22 protein-coding genes are annotated in these 23,533 nt (G+C 69.6%); 16 read left to right on the plus strand and 6 right to left on the minus strand.

Features of this window, described 5'->3' with window-relative positions:
- Positions 1–13 precede the first annotated feature (13 nt).
- A complete protein-coding gene (locus tag E3T54_RS10665; RefSeq protein WP_134475648.1) occupies positions 14–3,370 on the plus strand; it encodes a DEAD/DEAH box helicase in 3,357 nt (1,118 codons plus the stop codon).
- Positions 3,371–3,453: 83 nt separating this feature from the next.
- Entirely contained in the window at positions 3,454–4,065 is a 612-nt protein-coding gene (locus tag E3T54_RS10670; RefSeq protein WP_134475649.1) for a histidine phosphatase family protein, read from the plus strand.
- Positions 4,066–4,094: 29 nt separating this feature from the next.
- Here the strand turns inward: E3T54_RS10670 and E3T54_RS10675 are convergent, their stop codons facing one another.
- The 5 genes from E3T54_RS10675 to dnaK all read right to left on the minus strand — a co-directional run bounded on the left by E3T54_RS10675 (position 4,095) and on the right by dnaK (position 9,249).
- Entirely contained in the window at positions 4,095–5,231 is a 1,137-nt protein-coding gene (locus E3T54_RS10675; protein WP_134475650.1) for a class I SAM-dependent methyltransferase, read from the minus strand.
- A gap of 128 nt (positions 5,232–5,359) precedes the next feature.
- Positions 5,360–5,776 (minus strand): heat shock protein transcriptional repressor HspR, encoded by a 417-nt coding sequence (locus E3T54_RS10680; protein WP_134475651.1) that lies wholly within the window; start codon positions 5,774–5,776, stop codon positions 5,360–5,362.
- A 2-nt stretch (positions 5,777–5,778) separates the two neighbouring features.
- Entirely contained in the window at positions 5,779–6,777 is a 999-nt protein-coding gene (locus tag E3T54_RS10685) for a DnaJ C-terminal domain-containing protein (RefSeq protein ID WP_134475652.1), read from the minus strand.
- The gene (locus tag E3T54_RS10690) at positions 6,770–7,384 is read right to left on the minus strand and encodes a nucleotide exchange factor GrpE (RefSeq protein ID WP_134475653.1); all 615 of its coding nucleotides are present in this window, start codon (positions 7,382–7,384) and stop codon (positions 6,770–6,772) included. Before E3T54_RS10690 ends, E3T54_RS10685 begins: the two co-directional genes overlap by 8 nt.
- Positions 7,384–9,249, minus strand: coding sequence for a molecular chaperone DnaK (gene dnaK / locus E3T54_RS10695; RefSeq protein ID WP_134475654.1), 1,866 nt, complete (start codon positions 9,247–9,249; stop codon positions 7,384–7,386). The genes E3T54_RS10690 and dnaK overlap by 1 nt, the downstream gene beginning before the upstream one ends.
- Positions 9,250–9,490: 241 nt before the next feature.
- On the opposite strand from dnaK, the gene E3T54_RS10700 reads away from it, so the two are divergent.
- From E3T54_RS10700 to E3T54_RS10710, 3 genes are all read left to right on the plus strand, one after another.
- The gene (locus tag E3T54_RS10700; protein WP_134475655.1) at positions 9,491–10,021 is read left to right on the plus strand and encodes a hypothetical protein; all 531 of its coding nucleotides are present in this window, start codon (positions 9,491–9,493) and stop codon (positions 10,019–10,021) included.
- A 143-nt stretch (positions 10,022–10,164) separates the two neighbouring features.
- Positions 10,165–11,484 (plus strand): MFS transporter, encoded by a 1,320-nt coding sequence (locus E3T54_RS10705; RefSeq protein WP_134475656.1) that lies wholly within the window; start codon positions 10,165–10,167, stop codon positions 11,482–11,484.
- A 57-nt stretch (positions 11,485–11,541) separates the two neighbouring features.
- Positions 11,542–12,222, plus strand: a complete 681-nt coding sequence (locus E3T54_RS10710; RefSeq protein WP_134475657.1) for a FadR/GntR family transcriptional regulator — start codon at positions 11,542–11,544, stop codon at positions 12,220–12,222.
- A gap of 10 nt (positions 12,223–12,232) precedes the next feature.
- Here the strand turns inward: E3T54_RS10710 and E3T54_RS10715 are convergent, their stop codons facing one another.
- Positions 12,233–12,895 carry a transaldolase family protein gene (locus tag E3T54_RS10715; protein ID WP_166804896.1) on the minus strand — a complete coding sequence of 221 codons (663 nt, stop codon included), beginning with the start codon at positions 12,893–12,895 and terminating at the stop codon, positions 12,233–12,235.
- Positions 12,896–13,061: 166 nt separating this feature from the next.
- Between E3T54_RS10715 and E3T54_RS10720 the strand changes: the two genes are divergently transcribed.
- The 11 genes from E3T54_RS10720 to E3T54_RS10770 all read left to right on the plus strand — a co-directional run bounded on the left by E3T54_RS10720 (position 13,062) and on the right by E3T54_RS10770 (position 23,516).
- Complete coding sequence (locus tag E3T54_RS10720) at positions 13,062–14,021, plus strand: ribokinase (RefSeq protein ID WP_134475659.1); 960 nt, start codon at positions 13,062–13,064, stop codon at positions 14,019–14,021.
- On the plus strand, positions 14,021–14,425 hold the full coding sequence (gene rbsD, locus E3T54_RS10725; protein WP_134475660.1) for a D-ribose pyranase: 405 nt from the start codon (positions 14,021–14,023) through the stop codon (positions 14,423–14,425). Before E3T54_RS10720 ends, rbsD begins: the two co-directional genes overlap by 1 nt.
- A 38-nt stretch (positions 14,426–14,463) precedes the next feature.
- Positions 14,464–15,315, plus strand: a complete 852-nt coding sequence (locus tag E3T54_RS10730; RefSeq protein WP_134475661.1) for a GntR family transcriptional regulator — start codon at positions 14,464–14,466, stop codon at positions 15,313–15,315.
- Positions 15,316–15,399: 84 nt separating this feature from the next.
- A complete protein-coding gene (locus E3T54_RS10735; protein WP_092324084.1) occupies positions 15,400–15,978 on the plus strand; it encodes a glucose-6-phosphate isomerase family protein in 579 nt (192 codons plus the stop codon).
- Between the two features lie 5 nt (positions 15,979–15,983).
- A complete protein-coding gene (xylB, locus tag E3T54_RS10740) occupies positions 15,984–17,483 on the plus strand; it encodes a xylulokinase (protein ID WP_134475662.1) in 1,500 nt (499 codons plus the stop codon).
- Complete coding sequence (locus E3T54_RS10745) at positions 17,483–18,439, plus strand: NAD(P)-dependent oxidoreductase (protein WP_134475663.1); 957 nt, start codon at positions 17,483–17,485, stop codon at positions 18,437–18,439. The genes xylB and E3T54_RS10745 overlap by 1 nt, the downstream gene beginning before the upstream one ends.
- A 6-nt stretch (positions 18,440–18,445) precedes the next feature.
- Positions 18,446–19,072 (plus strand): bifunctional 4-hydroxy-2-oxoglutarate aldolase/2-dehydro-3-deoxy-phosphogluconate aldolase, encoded by a 627-nt coding sequence (locus E3T54_RS10750; RefSeq protein ID WP_134475664.1) that lies wholly within the window; start codon positions 18,446–18,448, stop codon positions 19,070–19,072.
- Positions 19,069–19,983 carry a shikimate dehydrogenase gene (locus E3T54_RS10755; RefSeq protein WP_134475665.1) on the plus strand — a complete coding sequence of 305 codons (915 nt, stop codon included), beginning with the start codon at positions 19,069–19,071 and terminating at the stop codon, positions 19,981–19,983. Before E3T54_RS10750 ends, E3T54_RS10755 begins: the two co-directional genes overlap by 4 nt.
- On the plus strand, positions 19,980–20,933 hold the full coding sequence (locus E3T54_RS10760) for a phosphotriesterase (RefSeq protein ID WP_092324091.1): 954 nt from the start codon (positions 19,980–19,982) through the stop codon (positions 20,931–20,933). Before E3T54_RS10755 ends, E3T54_RS10760 begins: the two co-directional genes overlap by 4 nt.
- A 53-nt stretch (positions 20,934–20,986) precedes the next feature.
- A complete protein-coding gene (locus tag E3T54_RS10765; protein WP_134475666.1) occupies positions 20,987–21,970 on the plus strand; it encodes a LacI family DNA-binding transcriptional regulator in 984 nt (327 codons plus the stop codon).
- 31 nt (positions 21,971–22,001) lie between these two features.
- A complete protein-coding gene (locus E3T54_RS10770) occupies positions 22,002–23,516 on the plus strand; it encodes an FGGY-family carbohydrate kinase (RefSeq protein WP_134475667.1) in 1,515 nt (504 codons plus the stop codon).
- Positions 23,517–23,533: the final 17 nt, after the last annotated feature.

Consider the following 23,533-nt stretch of genomic DNA (forward strand, 5'->3'; position numbering starts at 1 on the left):
ATTTCCTCCCACTATGGCCCATACCCTCAGCTCGCACGAGATTGCCCTGCTCGTCGGCAGCCAGGCCTTCTCCCGCGGCGAGCGCTACGTGCGCAACGGACACGTGCAAAAACAAACCTGGTTCGGTTCCGGCACCCAGCTCTTCGGACAGGTGCGGGGCACTCGCCCCGAGCCCTATTCGGTGACCGTGTCGTTCACGGTGAACGCCGCCGGGCAGGCCAGCCGGGCCACGGGCGTGTGCACCTGCCCGGTCAAGCGCAACTGCAAGCATGTCGCCGCCCTGCTCCTGGCCAGCCGGGATTCCCCGGCGGACGGCCCCGATGCCCCGATTCAAGAACGCCGGATGCCGGCCTTCGAGCCCGGGGCCCGGCCTGCCGCGCCCAGGGCGCCCTCGCAGCAGGGCGTCTCGGCCGTCCGCGCCAAGCTCGCCCTGCAATTCGAGCTGCTCGCCCCGATCAGCACCGGCTGGTACGCGGCCGGGCGCACGCGTCCGGCGCGGCGCCTGGGCATCCGCCCGATGGTGATGGGCAGCGGCGGCTCCTGGCTCCGCGGCGGCCTGACCTGGGACAACCTGCTCTACTCCCTCGACTCGCTCGATGCCACCCACGTGTCGATCCTGACCTCCCTGCGCGCGCTGTATGCGGCGGGCCGGGGCTACCGCGCCCCGGCCGACAACTGGTTGCACCTCGACGACGCCGGGAACGAGGACCTCTGGGAGATCCTCGACACGGCCCAGGGCGCCCGGATGCCGCTGGTCTACGCCAACCCGGCGCAGGATCCGGTGGTGCTCTCGTCTGCTCCGGCCACCCTGGCGGTCGACATCAGTCGCGGCGAAGCCGGGCTCGCGCTCACGCCGACCGTCACGCTCGCCGGCCGGCGCCTCGATCGGCAGCACCTCGGTTTCCTCGGCGATCCGGCGCACGGGCTGTTCGCCTGGGACGGGCCCGGCGGCGAAGCGGCCCCGGGCGGCGATGTCCGGCTCACCCTCGCGCAGCTCTCCCACCCGGTCAGCGCCCAACTGCGCGCCCTCGCCGAGAGCGCGGACCGTCTGGTGCGTTCGAACGACGAGGATGCCTTCCTCGCCCAGGTCTACCCGTTCCTGCGGCGGCAGGGCGCGGTGACCAGCCGCGACGGGTCGTTCGACCTGCCCGACATCCCTCGCCCCGTGCTGGCGCTGGCGATCACGCACTCCGACGAGACCGCGGCCGGCCCGCGGATCGGCGTGCGCTGGGACTGGCGCTACCTGGCCCCGGGCGACTCGCCCGCGGCGGTGTCCGGTTCCCGGCGCCCCCTGTGGCCGTGGCCGGGCGACACGGCCTTCCGCGACGAGGGTCGTGAGGCGGATATCCTGAACGCGCTGGGCCCCGCGCTCGCCCGGTTCCCGACCATCGCGCCCCAGCACCGCGGCGCGCCCCGGCTGAACGCGTCGGCGGGCCTCGCCGGAGGCGCGATGATCGCGTTCCTGGACGCGGTGCCCGAGTTCACCCGGTCCGGCGACGTGGTCGTAGAGGTGATCGGCGACGCCCCCGACTACCGCGCCGCGGAGCAGCCGCCGGTGATCAGCCTGGCCACGACAGACCGGGCCGACAGCCGCGACTGGTTCGACCTGGCCGTGACGGTGAGCATCGACGGCGAGAGCATCCCCTTCGACGCGCTCTTCCGGGCCCTCGCCGCCGACCGGGACGTGATGATCCTGCGCAGCGGCACGTACTTCAGCCTCGACCGGCCCGAGCTGCACCAGCTCCGGCGCCTGATCGAGGAGGCGCGCGCGCTGCAGGAGCCGGGCTCGGCCGCGCTCGGAATCAGCCGGTTCCAGGTGGACCTCTGGGACGAGCTGCAGGCGCTCGGCGTGGTGGCCGCCCAGGCGGCCGCCTGGCGCGAGACGATGGCCGGCCTGGCCGCGACGGTGTCGACGGATGCGACGGCGCTGCCCGAATGCCCCCTGCCGAGCGGCATCCAGGCCACGCTGCGCGGCTACCAGCAGGCCGGCTACGACTGGCTGAGCTTCCTCTACGACCACCAGCTGGGCGGCATCCTCGCCGACGACATGGGGCTCGGCAAGACGCTGCAGGCGATCGCCCTGATCGCCCGGGCGCGCGAGCAGGGCGCCGGGCGGGACGAGCCGGGTGCCCGACCCCCGTTCCTGGTCGTCGCGCCGACCAGCGTGGTGCCGAACTGGTCCGTCGAGTGCGCCAGGTTCGCGCCGGGGCTCACCGTGGCGACGATCACCCAAACGGCCCGCAAGCGGGGTACCGTCCTGGCGGACGTGATCGCCGGCGCGGATGTCGTGATCACCTCGTACACGCTCTTTCGGCTGGACTTCGAGGAGTACAACGCCCGGGAGTGGGCCGGCCTGCTGCTCGACGAGGCGCAGTTCGTCAAGAACCACCAGTCCCGCGCGCACCAGTGCGCCCGCCGCCTGTCGACGCCGTTCAAGCTGGCGATCACCGGCACGCCGCTCGAAAACAACCTGATGGAGTTTTGGTCGTTGCTCTCGATCACCGCGCCGGGTCTGTTCCCGAGCCCGAGCCGGTTCGCCGAGTACTACCGGAAACCGATCGAGAAGGAGTCCGACGGCGACCGGCTGGACCAGTTGCGCCGGCGCATCCGCCCGTTCATGCTGCGCCGCACGAAGGACGAGGTGGCCCGGGACCTGCCGGCCAAGCAGGAGCAGGTGCTCGAGCTCGAACTGCACCCGAAGCACCGCAAGGTCTACGAGACGCACCTGCAGCGGGAGCGGCAGAAGGTGCTCGGGCTGATCGGCGACCTGGGCGCGAACCGGTTCGAGATCTTCCGGTCGCTGACCATGCTGCGCCAGCTCAGCCTCGACGCCAGCCTCTACGACCCGGCCTACGAGGGAATCCCCTCGACCAAGCTCGACGCCCTGCTCGAACTGCTCGCCGACACCGTGGCCGAGGGGCACCGCACCCTCATCTTCAGCCAGTTCACCCAGTACCTCGGCAAGGCCAGGGACCGCCTGGACGCCGCCGGGATCTCTTACGCCTACCTCGACGGCAAGACGCGCAACCGGGCGCGGGTGATCGCAGACTTCAAGGAGGGCGACGCCTCGGTCTTCCTGATCAGCCTCAAGGCGGGCGGGTTCGGCCTCAACCTGACCGAGGCGGACTACGTCATCCTGCTCGACCCCTGGTGGAACCCGGCGACCGAGGCGCAGGCCGTCGACCGCGTGCACCGGATCGGCCAGAGCAAGAACGTCATGGTCTACCGGCTGGTCTCCAGGGACACGATCGAGGAGAAGGTGATGGCGCTCAAGGCCGCCAAGGCCCGGCTGTTCGACAGCGTGATGACGACCGGCGCCGCCCACGGCACCGCGCTCTCGACCGCCGACATCCGCGAGCTCCTGGCCTGAGGGCGGGGCGCGCCGGTTCCGGCGGGCTTGCCGAGCCGCCGCACGCGGAGCGTCCGCCCAGCCGGCCACGGCAGAATGGTCGGGTGAGCCCCACCACGACCTTCGCCCTGATCCGCCACGGCCAGACCGCCTGGAACGCCCAGCAGCGCATCCAGGGCGCGACCGATATCCCGCTCAACGACACCGGCCGGGGGCAGGCGACGGATGCCGTCACGGCCCTGTCCGGTTACGACTGGGACTTCCTCGTCTCCTCGCCGCTCTCCCGCGCGGCCGAGACGGCCGACCTCATCGCCGCGGGGCTCGAGCTCGACGTCACCCGGCGCATCCCGGGCCTCGTCGAGCGCGACTACGGCCCGGCCGAGGGGCTCCGCGCGGGCGACGAACTCGAGGCGCTCCGGTTTCCGGGCGGCTTCCACGGCGCGGAGAGCGAGTCCGACGTCGCCGAACGCGCAATCGACAGCCTGGAGTTGCTCGCCCGGGAACACCCCGGGGCGCGCATCATCATCGTCACCCACGGCACGCTCATCCGGCTCGCCCTCACGAAGGCGTTCGCCCGGGACGTGGACACCATCGACAATGCCGCGCTCACCCTCGTGCGCCACCACGCCGACGCCTGGCACCTCGACCTCCTGAACGGAATCCCCCTCTCCTCCCCCCGCGAAACCGCAGTTGTGCGCGTTAAAACGCCCGAATAACGCGCACAACTGCGGTTTCGCGGGGTGAGTTAGCGGGTTGAGACGGTGACGGTGAATTTGGCGTTGCGAGCGACCTGGTGCGTCGGGCCGACGATGCGGGTGAGCGCGGGGCGGTAGCCGAGGTGGGTGTTCCAGACGGTCCACAGCTCCCCGCCGGGCCGGAGCACGCGCGCGGCATCCTCGAAGAGCTTCAGCGCGATCCCGGCGTGCACCGACGAGCCGATGTGGAAGGGCGGGTTCAGCACAATCAGCTCGGCCGAGGCATCCGGTCGGCTGCCGAGCGCGTCGTCCCGCACGACACGCACCCGTTCGGTCACGCCGTTGGCCTCCATGGTGGCCCGGGCGGATGCGACGGCCGCGGCCGACTGGTCGGTGGCGATCAGCCGCAGCCCGGGGCGGCGCCGGGCCAGGGCTGCCGCGAGCACGCCGGTGCCGCAGCCGAGGTCGATGGCCGACCCGGCATCCGGCTTCATCCGGTCGAGGAACTCCAGCAGGAATCGCGTGCCGATGTCGATCGTAGTGCCCGCGAAGGCCGCCCCGTGCGCGCAGACTGTGAGCGACAGCCCGGGGGCCAGGTCGTCGTGCCGCGCCACCCGCGGCCAGGCCGGCGCGTCGGTCACCGGCAACGGCGCCGAGGCGATCAGCACCCGGGACTTCTGCCGGGCCGGCGAGACCCGCAGTTCGCCGAAGTGGCGGCCCAGGACCTCGTTCATGGCGATGGTCATGTGTTTGATCCGCCCGCCCGCGAACACGCGCACGTGCGGCGACGCGAACCGGCGCACGGCGTCGGCCAGCTCGTCGAGCGCCGACAGGCTGCGCGGCAATTGCAGCAGCACGACCCGAGCCCCGGCCAGGAGTTCCTCGCCCAGCGGCAGCGAGCGGTAGGCCTCCGCCAACCCGGACTCGGCCGCGTTGCGGGCGAGCGCCTGCTCACCGGAGAGTCCGTCCTGGTGGGTCCGGATGCCCCGCGCGCCGTGCAGCGCCGCCGCACCGAGCGTGAGCGCCCCGTAATGGTCCTCGAGCACGACCACCTCTCCGGGCCCCGCAGCCGCCAGGTCCGCGGCCGCCTCATCGAGGATCAGCCGGTCGCTCGCGTCGACGGCGAAGAGGTTCTCGGCCTCGACATCCGGGTGGCGCCGGAGGCGGTCGAAGGAGAAGTCGGGCATCCCCTCAGGGTAGCCGGGCCAAGGTAGCCGGGACGCTGGGGCGCCCTCCCCGCGGCCGCCAGGTTTGACCTGCGGACAACGAACCTTCGCGAGCGAAGTGAAGGTGCGTTGTCCGCAACTCAGCGCTGTCAGCGAGGTTCGAGCGGCCGCCAGATGACCACCTGGTTCGAGCGGCGGAGGCGCGTTCCGGCCCGCATCGAGGTGACCTCACCGGCCGAGCCGGCCGCGAAAACGCGGCGGCCCGGGCGGTTGAGCATCTCATCGGCCAGGGCCGATTCGAGTTCACGCAGCCGGGACTCGAGTCCACGCACGTGGTCTTCGAGCTCGAGAATGCGCCGGATGCCTTCCAGGCTCACCCCCTGGGCGCCCAGCTGGGCGACCTCCCGCAGCCTGGCCACGTCCCGCACGGAGTAGCGGCGGGACTTCCCGGGCGTGCGCCCCGGGCTGACGAGCCCGAGGCGATCGTATTGGCGCAGGGTTTGCGGGTGCATGCCCGCAAGCTCCGCCGCCATCGAAATCACGAAGACCCGGGTGTTCTCGTCCATGGTCAGCCCTTCGCCCTCGCCAGGAGGTCCTCGCGCGGGTTTTCCCTGGGCAGGGCCTCGGCGAACGCCTCGAGCTTCTCCTGGGCGTCATTCGAGAGGTGCGACGGAACGGCCACCTGCACGACCGCGAGGAGGTCACCGACGCCCTTGGGCGTGGTCACCCCGCGCCCCTTGACCCGGAGCACCCGGCCGCTGGGCGTGCCGGGGGCGACGCGCAGCTTGACCGGGGGGCCGCCGAGGGTGGGCACCTCGATCGTGGCGCCGAGGGTCGCCTCGACAAACGTGATCGGCACGGTGACGCGCAGGTTGAGTCCTTCGCGCTCGAAGACCGGGTGCTTGCGCACCGTGATCGTGAGCACGATGTCGCCCGGCTCGCCACCGTCGGGGCTCGGCTGCCCCTTGCCGCGCAGTTTGATCTTCTGGCCGTCGGCCACGCCCGCGGGAATCTTGACCTTGATCGGCCGGCCATCCTGCGTCTGCAGCGTGATCTGGTCGCCGTGGACGGCGGTGATGAAGTCGATGGTGGCCGTGGCGACCACGTCATGGCCCCTGCTCGGCCCACCGTAGCCGCGGAAGCCGCCGCTGGAGGTGCCGAACTGGCCGCCGCCGCGTCCGAAGACGCCGCCGAGCACGTCGTCGAACCCGCCCTGCTGGAAGCTGTAGCCCTGCTGGCGCCCCCCGCCACCGCCGCCGAACATGCCGCCGAAGACGTCCTCGAACCCGCCGGCCTGTCCGCCGCCGCCCGGGGCGGTGAAGCGTGCTCCACCGCCCATGGCGCGCACGGCGTCGTACTCCTTGCGCTGTTCAGCGTCGCCGATGACGGCATGCGCCTCGCTGAGTTCCTTGAACTTGGCCTCGGCCGCCGCATTGCCCGGATTCGCATCCGGATGGTACTTGCGGGCGAGCTTCCGGTAAGCCTTCTTCAGCTCGGCCGGCGAGACGTCCTTGGAGACGCCAAGGACCTTGTAGAAATCCTTATCGAACCAGTCCTGGCTAGCCATCGCTCGGTACCTGAACGACGACCTTCGCCACGCGCAACAGGCTCGAGCCGAGGTAGTACCCGGTTTCGACGACGTCGCCGACGGTTTCCGTCTGGACGTCCGGGCTGGGCTGCTGGAAGATCGCCTCGTGCATGGACGGATCGAACGGATCCCCGACCGTGCCGAACGGCTTCAGGCCCAGGCGCTCGACGCTCGCCCGGAGCTTGGCCGCGATCGTGGCGAACGCGGTGTCGCCCGCCAGGTCTCCGTGCCTCTCGGCGCGACCGAGGTCGTCGAGCACGGGAATGAGAACCTTGACGACCTCGCCGGTGATGCGCTCGCGTTCCACCTCGCGGTTCGCCTCGGTGCGCTTGCGGTAGTTGGCGTACTCCGCGGTCACGCGCTTGAGGTCGGCGAGGTGCTCGCTCGACGGTTCGGCGATCTCGCGCTCCGCGGCATCCAGGATGTCCTGGACCGTGAGTTCGTCCTCTTCGATCCCGTCGGCCGGGGCCGCCGAGGCGGCACCCTCAGGCGCCACCTCGGCCTCGATGATCTCCTCGACGGTCTCCTCGGTGGTCTCCTCGGCGGAGGCCGGCTCGTCCTCCGGACGCTTGTTGTCGTCTGCCATTACTTCTTCGCTTCGTCCTCGTCGTCGACAACCTCGGCGTCGACAACGTCTTCGTCGGAGTTCTCCGGGGCGGGCTGTTCGGCGCCGGACTCAGGAGCGGCCGAAGCATCCGCCTGGCTCTTCGCGTAGATGGCCTCACCAATCTTGCCCTGGCTCTCGTTGAGCTTGTCGAACGCCGCCTTCACGGCGTCGTCGTCATCGCCGACGAGCGCTGACTTGAGCGCGTCGACATCGCCCTGCACCTCGGACTTGACGTCCTCGGGCAGCTTGTCCTCGTTCTCCTTGATCAGCTTCTCGATCGAGTACGCGAGCTGCTCGGCGGTGTTGCGGGTCTCGGCGGCCTCGCGGCGGCGCTTGTCCTCCGCGGCGTGCTCCTCGCCCTCGCGCACCATGCGCTCGATGTCTTCCTTCGCCAGTGCGGTGCCGCCGGTGATGGTCATCGACTGCTCCTTGCCGGTGCCCTTGTCCTTGGCGGACACGTGCACGATCCCGTTGGCATCGAGGTCGAAGGTGACCTCGACCTGCGGGATGCCGCGCGGGGCCGGCGCGATGCCGGTCAGCTCGAAGGTGCCCAGGTTCTTGTTGTCGCGGGTGAACTCGCGCTCGCCCTGGAAGACCTGGATCGCCACGGACGGCTGGTTGTCGTCGGCCGTGGTGAACGTCTCGCTGCGCTTGGTCGGGATCGCCGTGTTGCGCTCGATCAGGCGCGTCATGATGCCGCCCTTGGTCTCGATGCCGAGGCTCAGCGGGGTGACGTCGATGAGCAGGACGTCCTTGCGCTCGCCCTTCAGCACGCCGGCCTGCAGGGCGGCGCCCACGGCGACGACCTCGTCCGGGTTGACACCCTTGTTCGGGTCCTTGCCGCCGGTCTCGGCCTTGACGAGCTCGTAGACGGCGGGCATGCGGGTCGATCCACCGACGAGCACGACGTGGGCGATGTCGCCCACCTTGACGCCGGCCTCGCGGATGACGTCCTGGAACGGCTTCTTCGTGCGGTCGAGCAGGTCCTCGGTCATCTTCTCGAACTGGGCGCGGGTGAGCGTCTCGTCGAGGTTGGCGGGGCCGTTCTCGGTGAGGGAGAGGTAGGGCAGCTGGATGCTCGTCGACATGCTGCTCGAGAGTTCCTTCTTGGCCTGCTCTGCGGCTTCCTTGAGACGCTGCTTGGCAATCTTGTCCTTCGAGACGTCGACGCCGGTAGTCTCCTTGAACTTCTTGATCAGGTGGTCGACGATGCGCTGGTCCCAGTCGTCGCCGCCGAGGCGGTTGTCGCCGGCGGTCGAGCGCACCTGGATGGTCGAGAACTCGTCGTCCTTGCCCACCTCGAGCAGCGAGACGTCGAACGTTCCGCCACCGAGGTCGAAGACCAGGATGAGCTCGTCTTCCTTGCCCTTGTCGAGGCCGTAGGCCAGCGCCGCGGCGGTCGGCTCGTTGATGATGCGGAGCACGTTGAGCCCGGAGACCTCGCCGGCCTCCTTGGTGGCCTGGCGCTCGGCGTCGTTGAAGTAGGCGGGGACCGTGATGACGGCATCCGTCACGGTGTCGCCCAGGTACGCCTCGGCGTCGCGCTTGAGCTTGGCCAGGATGCGCGCGGAAACTTCCTGCGGCGTGTACTTCTTGTCGTCGACGGCGACGGTCCAGTCGGTGCCCATGTGGCGCTTGACCGAGGCGATGGTGCGGTCGACGTTGGTGACGGCCTGGCGCTTGGCGGTCTCACCGACCAGCACCTCACCGTCCTTCGTGAAGGCGACCACCGAGGGGGTCGTGCGGAATCCTTCGGCGTTTGCGATGACGGTGGGTTCTCCACCCTCGAGGACGGCCACCACAGAGTTGGTGGTTCCGAGGTCGATGCCTACTGCACGAGCCATGTGTGCGTTCTCCTTCAAAGTAATTGTTGCTCAACCCGATTGCACGAACTTGAGCGTTGCAGACTCAAGTGTGACGCGGAACGAAATGAGTGTCAAGCCGCGTGCCTGAAAGTTGAGTGTGAACGACTCAACTTCGTCATGACGGGCGCACCCTGGCTCAATCGTTATCCTGATCGCGGGTCACGGAGCCCCCGTGACCGATAGTTTGTGGCCAACGGGCACCGTCAGCGGGGGGAACCACATGCACATTCGACACGGAAGCCTGATCGCCGGCGCGCTCATCCTCTGCCTGACCGGCTGCGCGACAGCACAAACGGATGCCGTTGGCCCGGCGACCTCCATCCCACCGGCAACGCCAACGTCGAGCCCGGCGACGCCCGCGGCAAGCGCGACGTGCGACACCGTGCTGGCCGACGCCGAGTACGCCTCGCTGGCCACAGACGGAATGGATCTCGCGGCAGACACGTCCGCCCTCGGCCCAGCCATGCAGGCGATGATTGACGACGGCGGCCTGGCCTGCGTCTGGGAAAAGTCGGAGGGCGACGTGCGGGTGTGGTTCGCGCAGGTCGACCTGGATGCGCCGGGCTGGGACGCGAAGCGCGCGGAACTGCTCGCCGCCGGATACACGGAAGGCGACGCCCCGTTCACCGGCACGCTGACCGCGCCGAAGGACTACGACCCCAACTACACGCCGGCCCTCTACCACCGCGACGGCGTGCTGTATTTCGCGAGTTATCCGGAGTTCCTTGGCTCGGTGCTGGCCCTGCAGTAATCAGCGGGTTGAGCGCTCACTCGGGCTCATACCCGGGCCTGAGTTGGATGGACGCCGGGTCCCGTGCGACGCCCGGGAGGTGTTCGCCGAACTCGTCGCCGAGCTTTATCACTGATCGGCGACCCAGCCACTAGCCTGATCGCATGACCGAGCCACTTGTCATCGCCGACAACGACGCCAACCCCGTGCCCGAGCGGGGACACGTGGTTGCCTGGGCCTTCTGGGACTGGGGATCCGCCGCCTTCAACGCGGTCGTCACCACCTTCGTGTTCACCGTCTACATCACCGGTTCGGCCTTCGGCGACAAGGACGTGATCTCGGCGCAGCTCGGCTGGGCGCTGGCGATCGCCGGGTTCCTGATCGCCGTGCTGGCCCCCGTCACCGGGCAGCGCTCCGATACGTCGGGCCGGCGCAAGTTCTGGCTCGGCGTGAACACGTTCATCGTCGTCGCCCTGACGGCGGCCATGTTCTTCGTCGAGGCATCGCCCGCCTTCCTGCTGCTCGGGCTGTTCCTCGTCGCGGCCGGAAACGTGTTCTTCGAGTTCGCCGGGGTCAATTACAACGCCATGCTCGCCCAGGTCTCGACCCCGCGCACGATCGGCAAGGTGAGCGGCTTCGGCTGGGGAATGGGCTACCTCGGCGGCATCGTGCTGCTGCTCATCGTCTACTTCGGCTTCATCAAGCCCGAGGTGGGCTTGTTTGGCGTGACCAGCGAGAACGGGCTGGCCGTGCGCGTCACGATGCTCATCTCCGCCGCCTGGTTCGGGCTTTTCGCCCTCCCGGTGCTGCTCCGGGTGCCCGAATACCGCACGCCGCCGGCCGCCCGGCGCGACCGGGTCGGGTTCTTCCGGTCCTACGCGGTGCTCGGCCACGACATTGCGCGGCTCTGGCGGACCAGCCGGCAGACCGTGTATTTCCTCATTGCCAGCGCCGTCTTCCGCGACGGACTGGCCGGGGTGTTCACCTTCGGAGGCGTGCTCGCGGCATCCGTCTTCGGCTTCTCACCCGGCGAGGTCATCATCTTCGCGATCGCCGCAAACGTCGTGGCCGGTATCGCGACCATCATCTCCGGGTCGCTCGACGACCGGCTCGGCTCGAAACCGATCATCGTGACTGCCCTCGTCGGCCTGATTATCTGCGGCGGACTCGTGTTCTTCCTGCACGACGGGGGGCAGATCGTGTTCTGGACGGCCGGCCTTGCGCTCACCCTCTTCGTCGGACCGGCGCAGTCGGCGAGCCGCACGTTCCTCGCCCGGCTCATCCCGGCGGGACGCGAAGGCGAGGTCTTCGGCCTCTACGCGACCACCGGGCGCGCCGCGAGCTTCCTCGCACCCACCGCGTTCGCACTCATGGTGACGATCTTCGGCGAGACGTACTGGGGCATCCTCGGCATCGTGCTCGTGCTTCTGCTCGGCCTGCTGCTCCTGCTGCCGGTCGTGGCGAAGCAGCAGAAGATCACCTAACCTCGCCGCGCGCCCGCGCCCGTCCGGCCCGCCCGGCCCGAAAGGTAGGATCTTTGCATGGCCGTGACGGATGAAGCGATCTTCAAGATCAAGGAAATGATCCTTTCGGGCGAGATCGGACCGGGCGACCGGCTGCCCCCGGAGAAGGAGCTCAGCGAGCGGCTGGGCTTGTCCCGCAGCTCCATGCGCGAGGCCATCAAGGCACTGGAGGTCATCCGGGTCCTCGATGTGCGCCGCGGCGACGGAACCTACGTCACCAGCCTCGAGCCGCGGCTGCTGCTCGAGGCTCTCTCGTTCGTGGTGGACCTCCACGCCGACAACTCGATCCTCGACCTCTTTGCCGTGCGCAGAATCCTCGAACCGGCCGCTGTCGCGCTGGCCGCGGTGCGGATGGATGCGGCAGCCATCGCCGAGCTGAGGGACCAGATCAGGTCGGTGAGCGACTCGACCAGCGTGGAGGGACTCGTCGCGCACGACCTCGAGTTCCACGGCGCGATCGTTGCCGCCGCGGGCAACTCCTACCTGGCGAGCCTGGTCGACTCGCTCTCCAGCAGCACCGTCAGGGCGCGCATTTGGCGCGGCCTCACCCAGGAGCATGCGGTCGCTCGCACGCTGGCCGAGCACGTGAGCATCGTTGACGCCCTCGAGCGAGGCGATGCCGACCTCGCCCAGGCGCTGACCATCGTGCACATTTCCGGTGTCGAGCAGTGGCTGCGCGACGCGGCCGTCGGTTCGTGAGTCGGTGGCCTTAGTCCTGCAACCCGCGCGCCACGGCAGCCTCGAAGTCCTCGGCTGAGCGGTCGCTGACCTCGCTGTAGAGCGCCGCGAGAATGACCGCCGGTGCGGCGGTGAAGAAGGGCACGCCGACCTCGGCCAGGGACACGATGTCGTCCGGGGTCCGCAGGCTCGCGGCGAGCACGTCCGTGCCACTGCCCTGGACCAGCGACTGCATGGCCGAGATCTCGGCGACGCCCTCTCGCCCGGCATCGTTCAACCTGCCGAGGTAAGGCGCGATGTACCTCACGCCGATCGTGGCGGCGGCCAGGGCCTGCGCCTGCGCATACACGGCGGTCACCAGGACCGTCGCGCCCGCCGAAACGAGGGCGGCCGCGGCGGTGAATCCGTCGCGCGTCGCCGGGACCTTGACCACGACGCGCGACCCGAGCGCGGCCAGGCGTTCCGCATTGCCGATCATCGTCTTCGCGCTGTCGCCCCAGGCCTGGAAGAAGATTTCGCGGGCGCCTTCGGCTTCCCATCGGGCATACAGTTCCGGAATGTCGCGGACCGACCGCCGGCCGCGTTCGAGAATCGTCGGGTTCGTGGTGACTCCATGCACCAGCCCGTCGGCCAGCAGGCCGCTGATCTCCTCGACGTTGGCGCTATCGGCATAGAAACGAAGTTCACGAGTCACTGGTGCTGGCTTTCTTCCCGGGGCGATCGGCAGGTCACACTGTCGTCGATGCGATCCACCGACGAACCGACCCTAGTCCTACCTGTCGGCTAATGTAATTACAGGCAGAAGGGGCGTCGCAGGCGACGACCCCGTGACGGGCGTTCTTCGCCTGCGAAAGGCAAGAATGAGCCAGACAGAGTCGTCGGCATCCTCCTCCGGTGGCGTGCTGATCGTCGGAAGCATCACGGCCGATCTCACCACGTTCTCCCAGCGGCTCCCGGCCCGGGGGGAAACCATCCTGGGCGATGAATTCACGCTCGTTCTCGGCGGCAAGGGAGCAAATCAGGCGGTGGCCGCCGGCCTGGCCGGCGGGACCGCGCACATGGTCGCCTGCGTCGGCACGGACCTCTTCAGCGGGCTCGTCACCGACGGCCTCCGCGCCGCGGGCGTCAACATCGACCACGTCAGGATGGTGGACGGCCCGACCGGGATCGCCCACATCCGGGTGGACGATTCCGGAGAAAACGACATCGTGATGGTGCCCCTGGCCAACACCTCGCTCAGCGAGGCCCAGATCGACGTGGCGTTCGCCGAACGCGGTGCGTCGTCGAAGGTCCTGCTCACCCAACTCGAGATCCCCTGGGCGCTCACCCAGTACGCGATTCGCCGTGGCCACGACGCCGGGCTGACGGTCGTCCTCGACCCGGCCCCGGCCGCGAAACTCGATGAGGCCATCTGGCCGCTGGTGGACATCGTTACCCCCAACGAAACCGAGGCGAGCATCCTCACCGGGATTGTCGTGCATGACCGCGACTCCGCCGTTCGGGCCGGCCGCTGGTTCACCGACCGCGGAGCGCGCTACGCCCTGATCACGATGGCGGCGGCCGGCGCCGTCCTGGTGTCCGCCGGAGACGTCGTGGCGTTCGATTCCATCCCGGTGACCGCCGTTGACACAACAGCCGCCGGGGACGCCTTCGCGGGCTACCTCGGGGCGTCGCTGGCGCTCGGCTACGAACTCCCGGAGGCCATCAGCCGTGCCATCGCAGCGGGCGCGCTGGCCGTCACCAAGCGCGGAGCCTCGCCCAGCCTGCCCGGGCGGGCCGACGTCGACGCCCTGCTCGATGCACAGAAGACGCTTGCCTGATGCGGAGCACGCACACCACAATCAACCCCCAGCTCTCCCGCGTGATCTCGGAAACCGGGCACACCGACCTCATCGTCGTGACGGATGCGGGGCTCCCGATCCCTCCTGGCTCCGAGCGCGTCGACCTGGCCTACCGCCCCGGCGCTCCCACCTTCCTGGACGTGCTCGACACGGTCCTCGCCGAACTCGTCATCGAGGGCGCCACGGCGTCCGCGGAGATCGAACAGCGCAGCCCCCAGGTCCTGTCCGCGCTCCGCGAGCGACTCGACCCGCTCGGTATCGCGATCACGCTCGTCCCCCACCGGGAATTCAAGGAACTCACGCACGACGCTCGCGCCTTCGTGCGCTCCGGCGAGTACACGCCCTACGCCAACGTCATCCTGCACGCCGGCGTCGCATACTGATATCGCCCACCGAGGCAACGAAAGACCTGGAAGACACAATGGCCGCCCACTCACACACCCCCGCCCTCACCGGACAGTCCGGGGCCCGCGACATCGACCGCAAGGCGCCCGTACCGATGTACCACCAGCTCAAGCGCCGGATCATCGAGGACATCAACCGGCTCGGCATGCGACCGGGCGACCTGCTGCCCGGCGAGCACAAGCTCTGCGAGCGGTTCGGCGTCTCCCGCACGGTCGTTCGGCAGGCGTTGCTGCAGCTCGAGCACCAGGGGGTCATCGAACGGGTCAAGGGCAAGGGAACCTTCGTCGCTCACCAGAAGACCGCCGAAAGCCTCGTCCACACGCTCACGGGACTCTACGAAGAGGTCGCCGCGCGCGGCGGCCACGTGCACAGCGACGTTCGCCGGCAGGAGACCATTCCCGCCGAGGACGACGTCGCGGATGCGCTCGGCGTCGCCCCTGGGACCCCCGTCGTCGTCATCGAGCGACTCCGGTACGTCGACGACGAACCGTGGTCCTGGACCACGACCTACCTGCCGCACGAGGTTGGCTCGTTGGTGCTCCACGACGACCTGCGCGACCAGTCCCTCTATGCGTTGCTGGCCACGCACGGGATCCGCGCGGTGCGCGGCATGCGCTCGGCCGAGGCCACATCGGCCGACGCCGCGCAGGGGGCCCTCCTCGCCGTCGGCGCCGGGCAGGCACTGCTCGTGCTCAAGAGCGTCAGCTACGACGAGACGGACCGGCCGATGGAGTACTTCGTCGCCTACCATCGTGGCGATCGCAGCCGATTCGAGTTCCAGCTCCGGGCGTCATCGACGGACGAGAGCACCGCATCCCTGCGCCACACGGGCCTGCAGGGGGCCGAGGCTCCCCCGCCCACGCTCTGACCTTCCTGTAATTACATGTCACCTGTAAGTACAGGTAGTCTGAGAGGGCAGCAAAGCAGCTGACTCTAAACCAAGGAGACCGCCGTGTCCCAGTACCACGCAGTGCCCGTGCCCCCGATGAGCATCCGTTTCGACCAGGCAGCGGGGACGCTCAGCCCGGAAGGGCCCACGCTCACCCGCCGCATGTCCGACCTCGAAGGCCTGTTCCGGGACCACGAGGCGTGGGAAAAGGCGGTCGCCGACGGCGACCCGGTGGTCTACTCCGTCATCTCCTCGCCGGTACCGGAAATCGACCGCGAGCTTCCGCAGTCGATCACGACAATCCAGCCGGGCACGACCGGCGGCGAGCTGTGGATGACGAAGGGCCACCAGCACCCCAATCACCAGGGCGAAATCTATCTCGGCATCTCCGGCCGCGGCGGCCTGCTCATGTTCGACGGCACCGAAACCCGCTGGGTCGAGATGACCCCCGGTACCATCGGCTACATGCCGCCGGGCTGGGCGCACCGCAGCGTCAACATCGGCGACGAGCCGTATTCCTTTCTCGCCGTCTACCCGGGCGGCGCCGGCCACGACTACGGGTGGGTGCTCGAGCACGGCATGGGCCTCCGGGCGCTCAGCGGCGCCGACGGTGTTGAGCTCGTCGATTACGTCGAAGGCTGACCCTCGTGATCATCGCCCACGATCTCGGCACGACCGGAAACAAGGCGTCGCTTCACCACGACGACGGGCGCCTCGTGACGGCGGTCACCGTGGCCTACCCTGCGCGCTTCGCTGACGGCGGCGTCGCCGAGCAAAACCCGCAGCACTGGTGGAACGCCGTCGTCGAGGCCACGCGCTCCCTCGTCGCTCGTTCGGGCGTTGATCCGGCGGTCGTCACCGGCCTGACCGTGAGCGGCCAGATGATGGGCGCGGTCCTCCTCGACGCCGCCTACCAGCCGGTGCGCCCGGCGATCATCTGGGCCGACACCCGAAGCGCGGCCCAGACGGCACAGCTCGAGGCCATCATCGGCCAGGACCGGGCCTACTCGCTGCTCGGCCACCGCCTCAATCCCACCTACTCGCTCGAAAAGATCATGTGGGTGCGCGACAACGAACCGGAGACCTTCGAGGGAGTCCGCCACTTCTGCGTCGCCAAGGACTTCGTCGTGCACCGGCTGACCGGGCGCCTCGCCACGGACCGGTCGGACGCCTCCGCCACCAACGCGTACGACCAGGGGCGCGGAATGTGGTCAGCGGAGATGCTGTCCGCCGCGGGCCTCGATGCATCGATCTTCCCCGAGGTGCTCGAATCGACGGCCATCGTCGGCCGGCTGACCAGTGACGCGGCCAACGCCACCGGGCTGAGCCGGGACACCCGGGTCGTCATGGGCGGAGGCGATGGCCCCGTCGCCGCCGTCGGCGCCGGGATCGTGGCGCCGGAGGACGGCGCCTACGTCTCCCTGGGCACCTCGTCCTGGATTTCGTTCGCCAGCGACACCCCCGTCTACGACCCCCTGATGCGCACCATGACCTTCGACCACGTCGTGCCGGGCAGCTACGTTCCCACCGCGACGATGCAGGCCGGCGGCGCCGCGCTGCAATGGGTGTCGGAACTGCTGACCCCCGAGCCGTCCGGCGCCAGCCTGTCGGCCCTCGTGGCGGATGCGTCCACCGCGGACGCCTCCTCGAGCGGGCTCTACTTCCTGCCGTACCTCCTCGGCGAGCGCTCGCCCTATTGGAACCCCAATGCCACCGGGTCATTCATCGGCATCGGGCGTCATCACGGCCGTGCGGAGATGACCCGCGCGGTCCTGGAGGGCGTCGCCTTCAACCTCCTCACCTGCCTCCAGTCGTTCCGGGAATCGGGTGCCACCATCGACCGGATCGACGCGATCGGCGGCGGCGCCGCGAGCGATGTCTGGCTGCAGATCATGGCGGATGTCTGGGGACTGCCGGTGCGTCGCCGCACCATCGTCGAGGAAGCCAACAGCCTGGGCGCCGCGGTGACCGCAGCGGTCGGCCTCGGGCTCGTCGACGGCTTCCGCGCCGCCCGCGACCTCTCCGAGGTCACGGCGGAATTCACCCCGGACTCGGGGCGCCACTCCGACTACCTCACTCGCCATGCCGTCTTCGTCGACGGCTACGAGAGCCTCGAACCCTGGTTCGCGAAGCGCGCGGGTCGCTGATGGGATCGATCCTCGCCACCAGCCGCTCGTTCTCGTCGGGATCCGTCGACCTGGTGGCGCGCCTCGCCGAGCGCGGCCACACCGTGGAGACGGGACCGTCCGACCACGCGCTGGATGCGCTGCGCCCGCTGCTCGCGACGGCCGTCGGCTGGATCGCCGGCACCGGTCCGGTCACCGCCGAACACCTCGACGCCGCGCCGCTGCTGCGCGTCGTCGCCCGCTACGGGGTCGGCTTCGAAGCGGTCGACCTGGAAGCCGCCCGCGACCGGGGCATCATCGTCACGAACACTCCCGGAGCGAACAGCGCGGCCGTTGCCGACCACGCGGTCGGCCTCATGCTCGCCGTGCTCCGCGGCACGACCGAAGGCGACCGCCGGGTGCGCGCCGGCGACTGGTCGGTGCTCCGCGGCCGCGAACTCGGCTCGCTGGCAGTCGGGATCGTCGGCTTCGGCCGGATCGGCCAGGGAGTCGCCCGGCGACTGTGCGGATTCGGCTCGCGGATCCTGGCCCACGATCCGTGGATGTCCGGCGAACAGATCGAGGCCGCCGGGGCATCCCCGTTCGACCTGGCCCGGATGGCTGCAGAATGCGACATCGTCACCCTGCACTCCCCCGGGGGCGCCACGATCGTCGATCGCGACTGGCTGGCCTCGGCCCGCCCCGGGCTGGTGGTCATCAACACAGCCCGGCCTGAACTGGTCGACGAAGACGCCCTCGCCGCCGCCCTGCGCTCCGGCCTGGTCTCCGGCTTCGGCGCCGACACTCTTGTCGGAGACACGAGCGGAGCTGCCTCCCCGCTCCTTGCCGCCGACCTTGCGGCGCGAGTGATCGTGACGCCGCACTTCGGCGCCCAGACCGTCGAAGCCGTTGACAACATGGGCTCGATGGCCGTGACCAACCTGCTCGCGGTGCTCGCCGGCGAGGCCCCGCCCCACCCCATTTCGACGAAAGCCTGAAACCCCATGACCCTCGCCCCCCTTATCAACGCCCGCGTGCTCGCCGTCGTACGCGCGCCCAGCGCCGAGTCGGCCCTGCTCGCCGCCGACGCACTGGTCGCCGGCGGAATCTTTGGGCTGGAGATCACCTACTCCACCCCCGACGCCCCCGCGGTCATCCGTGAGCTCGACGCTCGCTACGGCGAGCGCATTTACCTCGGCGCGGGCACGGTCACGACCCCGGAGGAAGCTTCTATGGCAGCGGCTGCCGGAGCCCGCTTCCTGGTCAGCCCGGGCACGCGCCCGGGACTCACCGCAGCGATGAAGGCCACCGGCCTCGTCGTCCTTACCGGCGCACTCACCCCGAGCGAGGTGATGGCCGCGATCGAATACGGCGCCGACGTCGTGAAGATCTTCCCGGCGTCGCTGGGCGGCCCTCCGTTCCTCAAGGCCCTGCGTGGGCCGTTCCCCGACGTGGCCCTCATGCCCACCGGCGGCGTCACTCCCGAGAACCTCGACGCCTGGTTCGCTGCCGGCGCGGTCGCGGTCGGAGCCGGCGGGGACCTCGTCTCCGGGGCCGACCTCGCCTCGGGGCGGTACGACGAGGTCGAGCGCAAGGCTCGCCTGTTCGCGTCGGCCGGGGCCCGCGGATGAGCGGCTACATGGGATTCGTCGGCGTCAGCACGGCGCAGTCGTCGATCATGAACGTCTTCCCGATCTGGGCCGAGATCCTCGGCCTGCCCACCCGCACCCTGATCGGACACGACCTCCCCGTCGACGCGACGCCGCAGGAGTACCGGCGGCTCGTCGAAGCGATCAGGGATGACCCCGACCATCGCGGCGCCCTCGTCACGACCCATAAGATGGGGCTCTACGCCGCGGCGAGCGACCTGTTCGACTCGCTGGACGAGTTCAGCACGCTGTGCGGAGAGATCTCGAGCATCTCCAAGCACGACGGCCGGCTCATCGGCCATGCGAAGGACCCGATCACGGCGGGACTCGCCCTCGGCGAGTTCCTCCCCGCCGACCACTTCGGGCGCACGCGCGCCCACGCGGTCTGCCTGGGCGCGGGCGGCGCCGGCACCGCCCTCACCTGGAACCTCGCCGAGCGCGATGACGCGCCGGAACTCATCGTCGTCACCGACACCAGCCGGGAGCGACTCGACCACCTGCGCGGAGTCCACGAGCGACGCGGCACCCCGGGCGGACTCATCCGTTACGTGCTGGCGGCTAACCCCGCGGACACCCGTGACGTGTTCGCGGCCGCGCCGCAGGGCAGCCTCATCGTCAACGCCAGCGGCCTCGGCAAGGACCGGCCCGGTTCGCCCGTGCCCGACGGCACGTGGTTCCCGGAGCAGTCCTACGTGTGGGAGTTCAACTACCGGGGAACCCTCGAGTTCCTGGGCCAGGCACGAGCGCAGGAAACGGCATCCGACCTCGTCGTCGTGGACGGCTGGCGCTACTTCATCCACGGCTGGTCGCAGGTGATCGCTGAGGTGTTCGGGGTCCGGCTGACCGAGGAACTCGTCGCCCGGCTCTCCGAGGCAGCCCTGGCCTCCCGATGAACCAGGTGCGCACGGTTCTCGGCGACCTTGACCCGGCCCGGCTGGGCCGGGTCAACTATCACGAGCACCTGTTCCAGGTCAGTCCGCTCCTCCCGGGCGACGAGTTGGACGACGAGGGATCGTCCCGGCAGGAAGCGTGTCTGCTCGCCGCCAGCGGCTTCGACGCCATGGTGGATGCGACGCCAATCGGCCTGGGCCGCGACCCGGAGGCCGTCGCCCGAATCAGCCTCGCGTCCGGCCTCGGCGTCATCGCGACAACGGGGGCGCACCACGAGGGCCACTACCCGGCCAACCACTGGCTGCGCGACCTCCCTGCCGAGCCCCGTTCGCGTGCCTTCCTGGCCGACCTGACCCTGGGCATGCCCCGACGGGACGGAGACCAGGACCGTGGCCTGGCGGCCGGGCCCGATAGCGGCCCCGTTCGGGCCGGGCTGCTGAAGGCCGCAATCGGCTATTGGTCGATCACACCCTTCGAGCGGATCACCCTGGAAGCGGTCGCCCTGGCCCACGCTGCAACCGGCGCGCCGGTCATGGTGCACCTGGAGTTCTGCACCGCAGCCCACGAGGTGCTCGATCTGCTGGACGCCGCCGGTGTCCCGGCGCACCGCGTGCTGCTCGCGCACGCCGACCGAGACCCGAACCCCGCCCTGCACCTCGACCTCGCCGCCCGCGGTGCGTGGCTCGGCTACGACGGCATGGCCAGGCCGCGCACCCGCAGCGACGCGGAGCTCCTCGACCTCACCGAAGCCGTCGTGTCCGGCGGCGGCGCCGACCATATCCTGCTCGGCGGCGACGTGGCACGGCGAAGCCGCTACAGCGCCTACGGCGGCATGCCGGGGCTGGCCTACCTCGGCGAGCGCTACCTCCCCCAACTTCGCACCCGGATCGGTTCCGAGGTCGTGGAGGGGATGCTCACGAGGAACGCCCAACGCTTCCTCACCTGGAGCTAGCCGGCGGGATGTCCCGGCGTCGCCGGCAAGGCGATATCGGTAGGGTTGGCAGAATGTCAACGATCTACGACGTCGCGACGCTGGCCGGAGTGTCCCCCGCGACGGTTTCGCGCGTGTTGAACGGCATTGCGGTGTCACCCGAGAGAGCGCAGCGGGTGCGTGAAGCCGCTAAAGAGCTGTCGTTCACCCCGAATCGCACGGCGCGGAGCCTGCGGAAGCAGCACTCCGAGGTCATCGCCCTGGTCATCCCCGACATCGAGAATCCCTTCTTCACCTCGGTTGCCCGCGGCGTGGAAGACGTAGCCCAGGCCGCCGGTTTCTCGGTCGTGCTCTGCAACACCGACGATGATCCCGAAAAAGAGGCTCGGTACCTCCGGATCGCCGTTTCGGAGAACATGGCCGGCGTCATCCTCGCCACCGCCGGGGGGCAGGCGGACCTGGCCCCGCTTCTGGGTCGAGGACGCCCGATCGTCGCCGTCGACCGGCGCCCGCATGGCCATGACATCGACAGCGTCCTACTGGACAGCGTGGCGGGCGGACGCGACGCGACGCTGGCCCTGTACGCCCAGGGTTTCGAGCGCATTGCCTGCATCACCGGGCCGAGCACGGTGGAAACCGCCGAGCGGCGGGCGCAGGGTTGGCACGAGGCCGTGCGCGAGAACGGCGGGGACCCGGGCGGTTACCTGCGTTACACCGATTTCCGGGTCGCCGGCGGACGCGCAGCCATGACCGATCTGCTGGCCATGGAGACGCCGCCCGATGCGGTGTTCGTTGCCAACAACCTGATGAGCGTCGGAGCCCTGCAGATTCTCGCCGAGCACGGCCTGACACCACCACGAATCGGCGTGGCCGTCTTCGGCGATCTGCCCTTCCTGGTGCAGCCTCCGATCGGAGTGACTGTCATCCCGCTGCCCGCGCGGCGCCTCGGCGAGAGGGCCGCTTCGCTTTTGCTCGAGCGCCTCGAGGGCGACGACCAACCGGCTCGAACCCTCGTCCTGTCCAACAATCCCGGCTCGGACGACCGCTCGGTCACTTGACCCTGAAATCGATTTCTGCAACGCTGGGGGCATGGGCACAAGTGCGGTCATCGGCGTGGATATCGGCACTTCCAGCAGCAAGGGCGTACTGGTAACCATGGACGGCCGGGTACTCCGCACCGCGACCCGTGCCCACGCTGCGTCCCGCCCCCAGCCGGGCTGGGTGGAGATGGATGCGTCACTCTGGTGGCGGGAATTCGTCGAGATCACCCGCGAGCTCCTCGAGGAACGAGGCGTCACGGTCCAAGCCGTCGGCGTGAGCGGTATGGGACCGTGCGTTTTGCTCACGGATGCCGATGGCGCACCGCTGCGGCCGGCCATCCTGTACGGCGTTGACACTCGCGCAATCGAGCAGATTGCGGCCCTCACGGCGACGCTGGGCGGAGACGACGCCGTCATGGCCCGCGCCGGCTCGGCACTGTCGACCCAGGCGGTCGGCCCGAAACTGGCCTGGCTGGCCGAGCACGAACCGGACACCTTCGCGCAGGCGAGGCGCCTGTTCATGCCCAGCTCCTGGCTCCTCTGGAACCTGACCGGGGAATATCGGCTCGACCATCACTCCGCTAGCCAGTGCACGCCGCTCTACGACGCCGGTTCTCAGGCCTGGTTCGAGCCTTGGGCCCGCCCCCTGGCCGGGCCGATCGGCCTGCCCGACTTGTGCTGGCCGGGCGACGTGGGCGGCCGCGTTTCGGTGGCGGCCTCGGCCGAAACCGGGCTACCCGTCGGCATCCCGGTCATTGCCGGCACGATCGACGCCTGGTCGGAGGCGGTCAGCGTCGGAGCCCCGCGTCCGGGCGACCTCATGTTGATGTACGGCACCACGATGTTTCTCATCAACACCGTGCCCGGCCCGCTCTCGGCCACCGGGCTGTGGGGAACGGTGGGCGCGTTCCCCGGAACGCACAACCTGGCAGCGGGAATGGCGACGTCCGGAGCCATCACCGGATGGCTCCGGGACTTGCTGGCCGCGGGGGACTTCACCGAGCTTCTCGCCCTCGCCGACGAATCCGGCGTCGGCGCGGGCGGCCTCCTCATGCTGCCGTACTTCGCCGGCGAACGCACGCCGATCCAGGATCCGCTCGCCCGCGGCCTGATCGCGGGGCTCACGCTCTCCCATACCGCGGGCGACCTCTACCGTGCCGCACTCGAGGCGACGGCATTCGGAGTGCGGCACAACATCGAAGCGATGACGGCCGCCGGCGGCACGATCGAGCGGATCGTGGCGGTCGGCGGCGGCGCCCGGGGTGCGCTCTGGACACAGATCGTCAGCGACGTGACCGGGCTTCCGCAGGTGATTCCCACGACCACCGTCGGCGCCAGCTTCGGGGCTGCCTTCCTCGCGGCGTCGACCGTTACCGACGCCGATATAGACATCGACGCGTGGAATCCGCCGGCCGACATCCGCCATCCCGAGCCGAAAAGGACCGCCGAGTACGACGAGTTGTATGCCCTGTACCTGGCGCTCTACCCGGCAACCCGCCGGATCTCGCACGCCCTCGCCATCCGGCAGGCGCGACTCGGCACCCCGCAACCAGCCCACCAGTAGATCGAATGAAAAGAAGG

It is taken from the genome of Cryobacterium sp. Sr8 (genome assembly GCF_004403225.1).
Taxonomy (GTDB): Bacteria; Actinomycetota; Actinomycetes; order Actinomycetales; family Microbacteriaceae; genus Cryobacterium; species Cryobacterium psychrotolerans.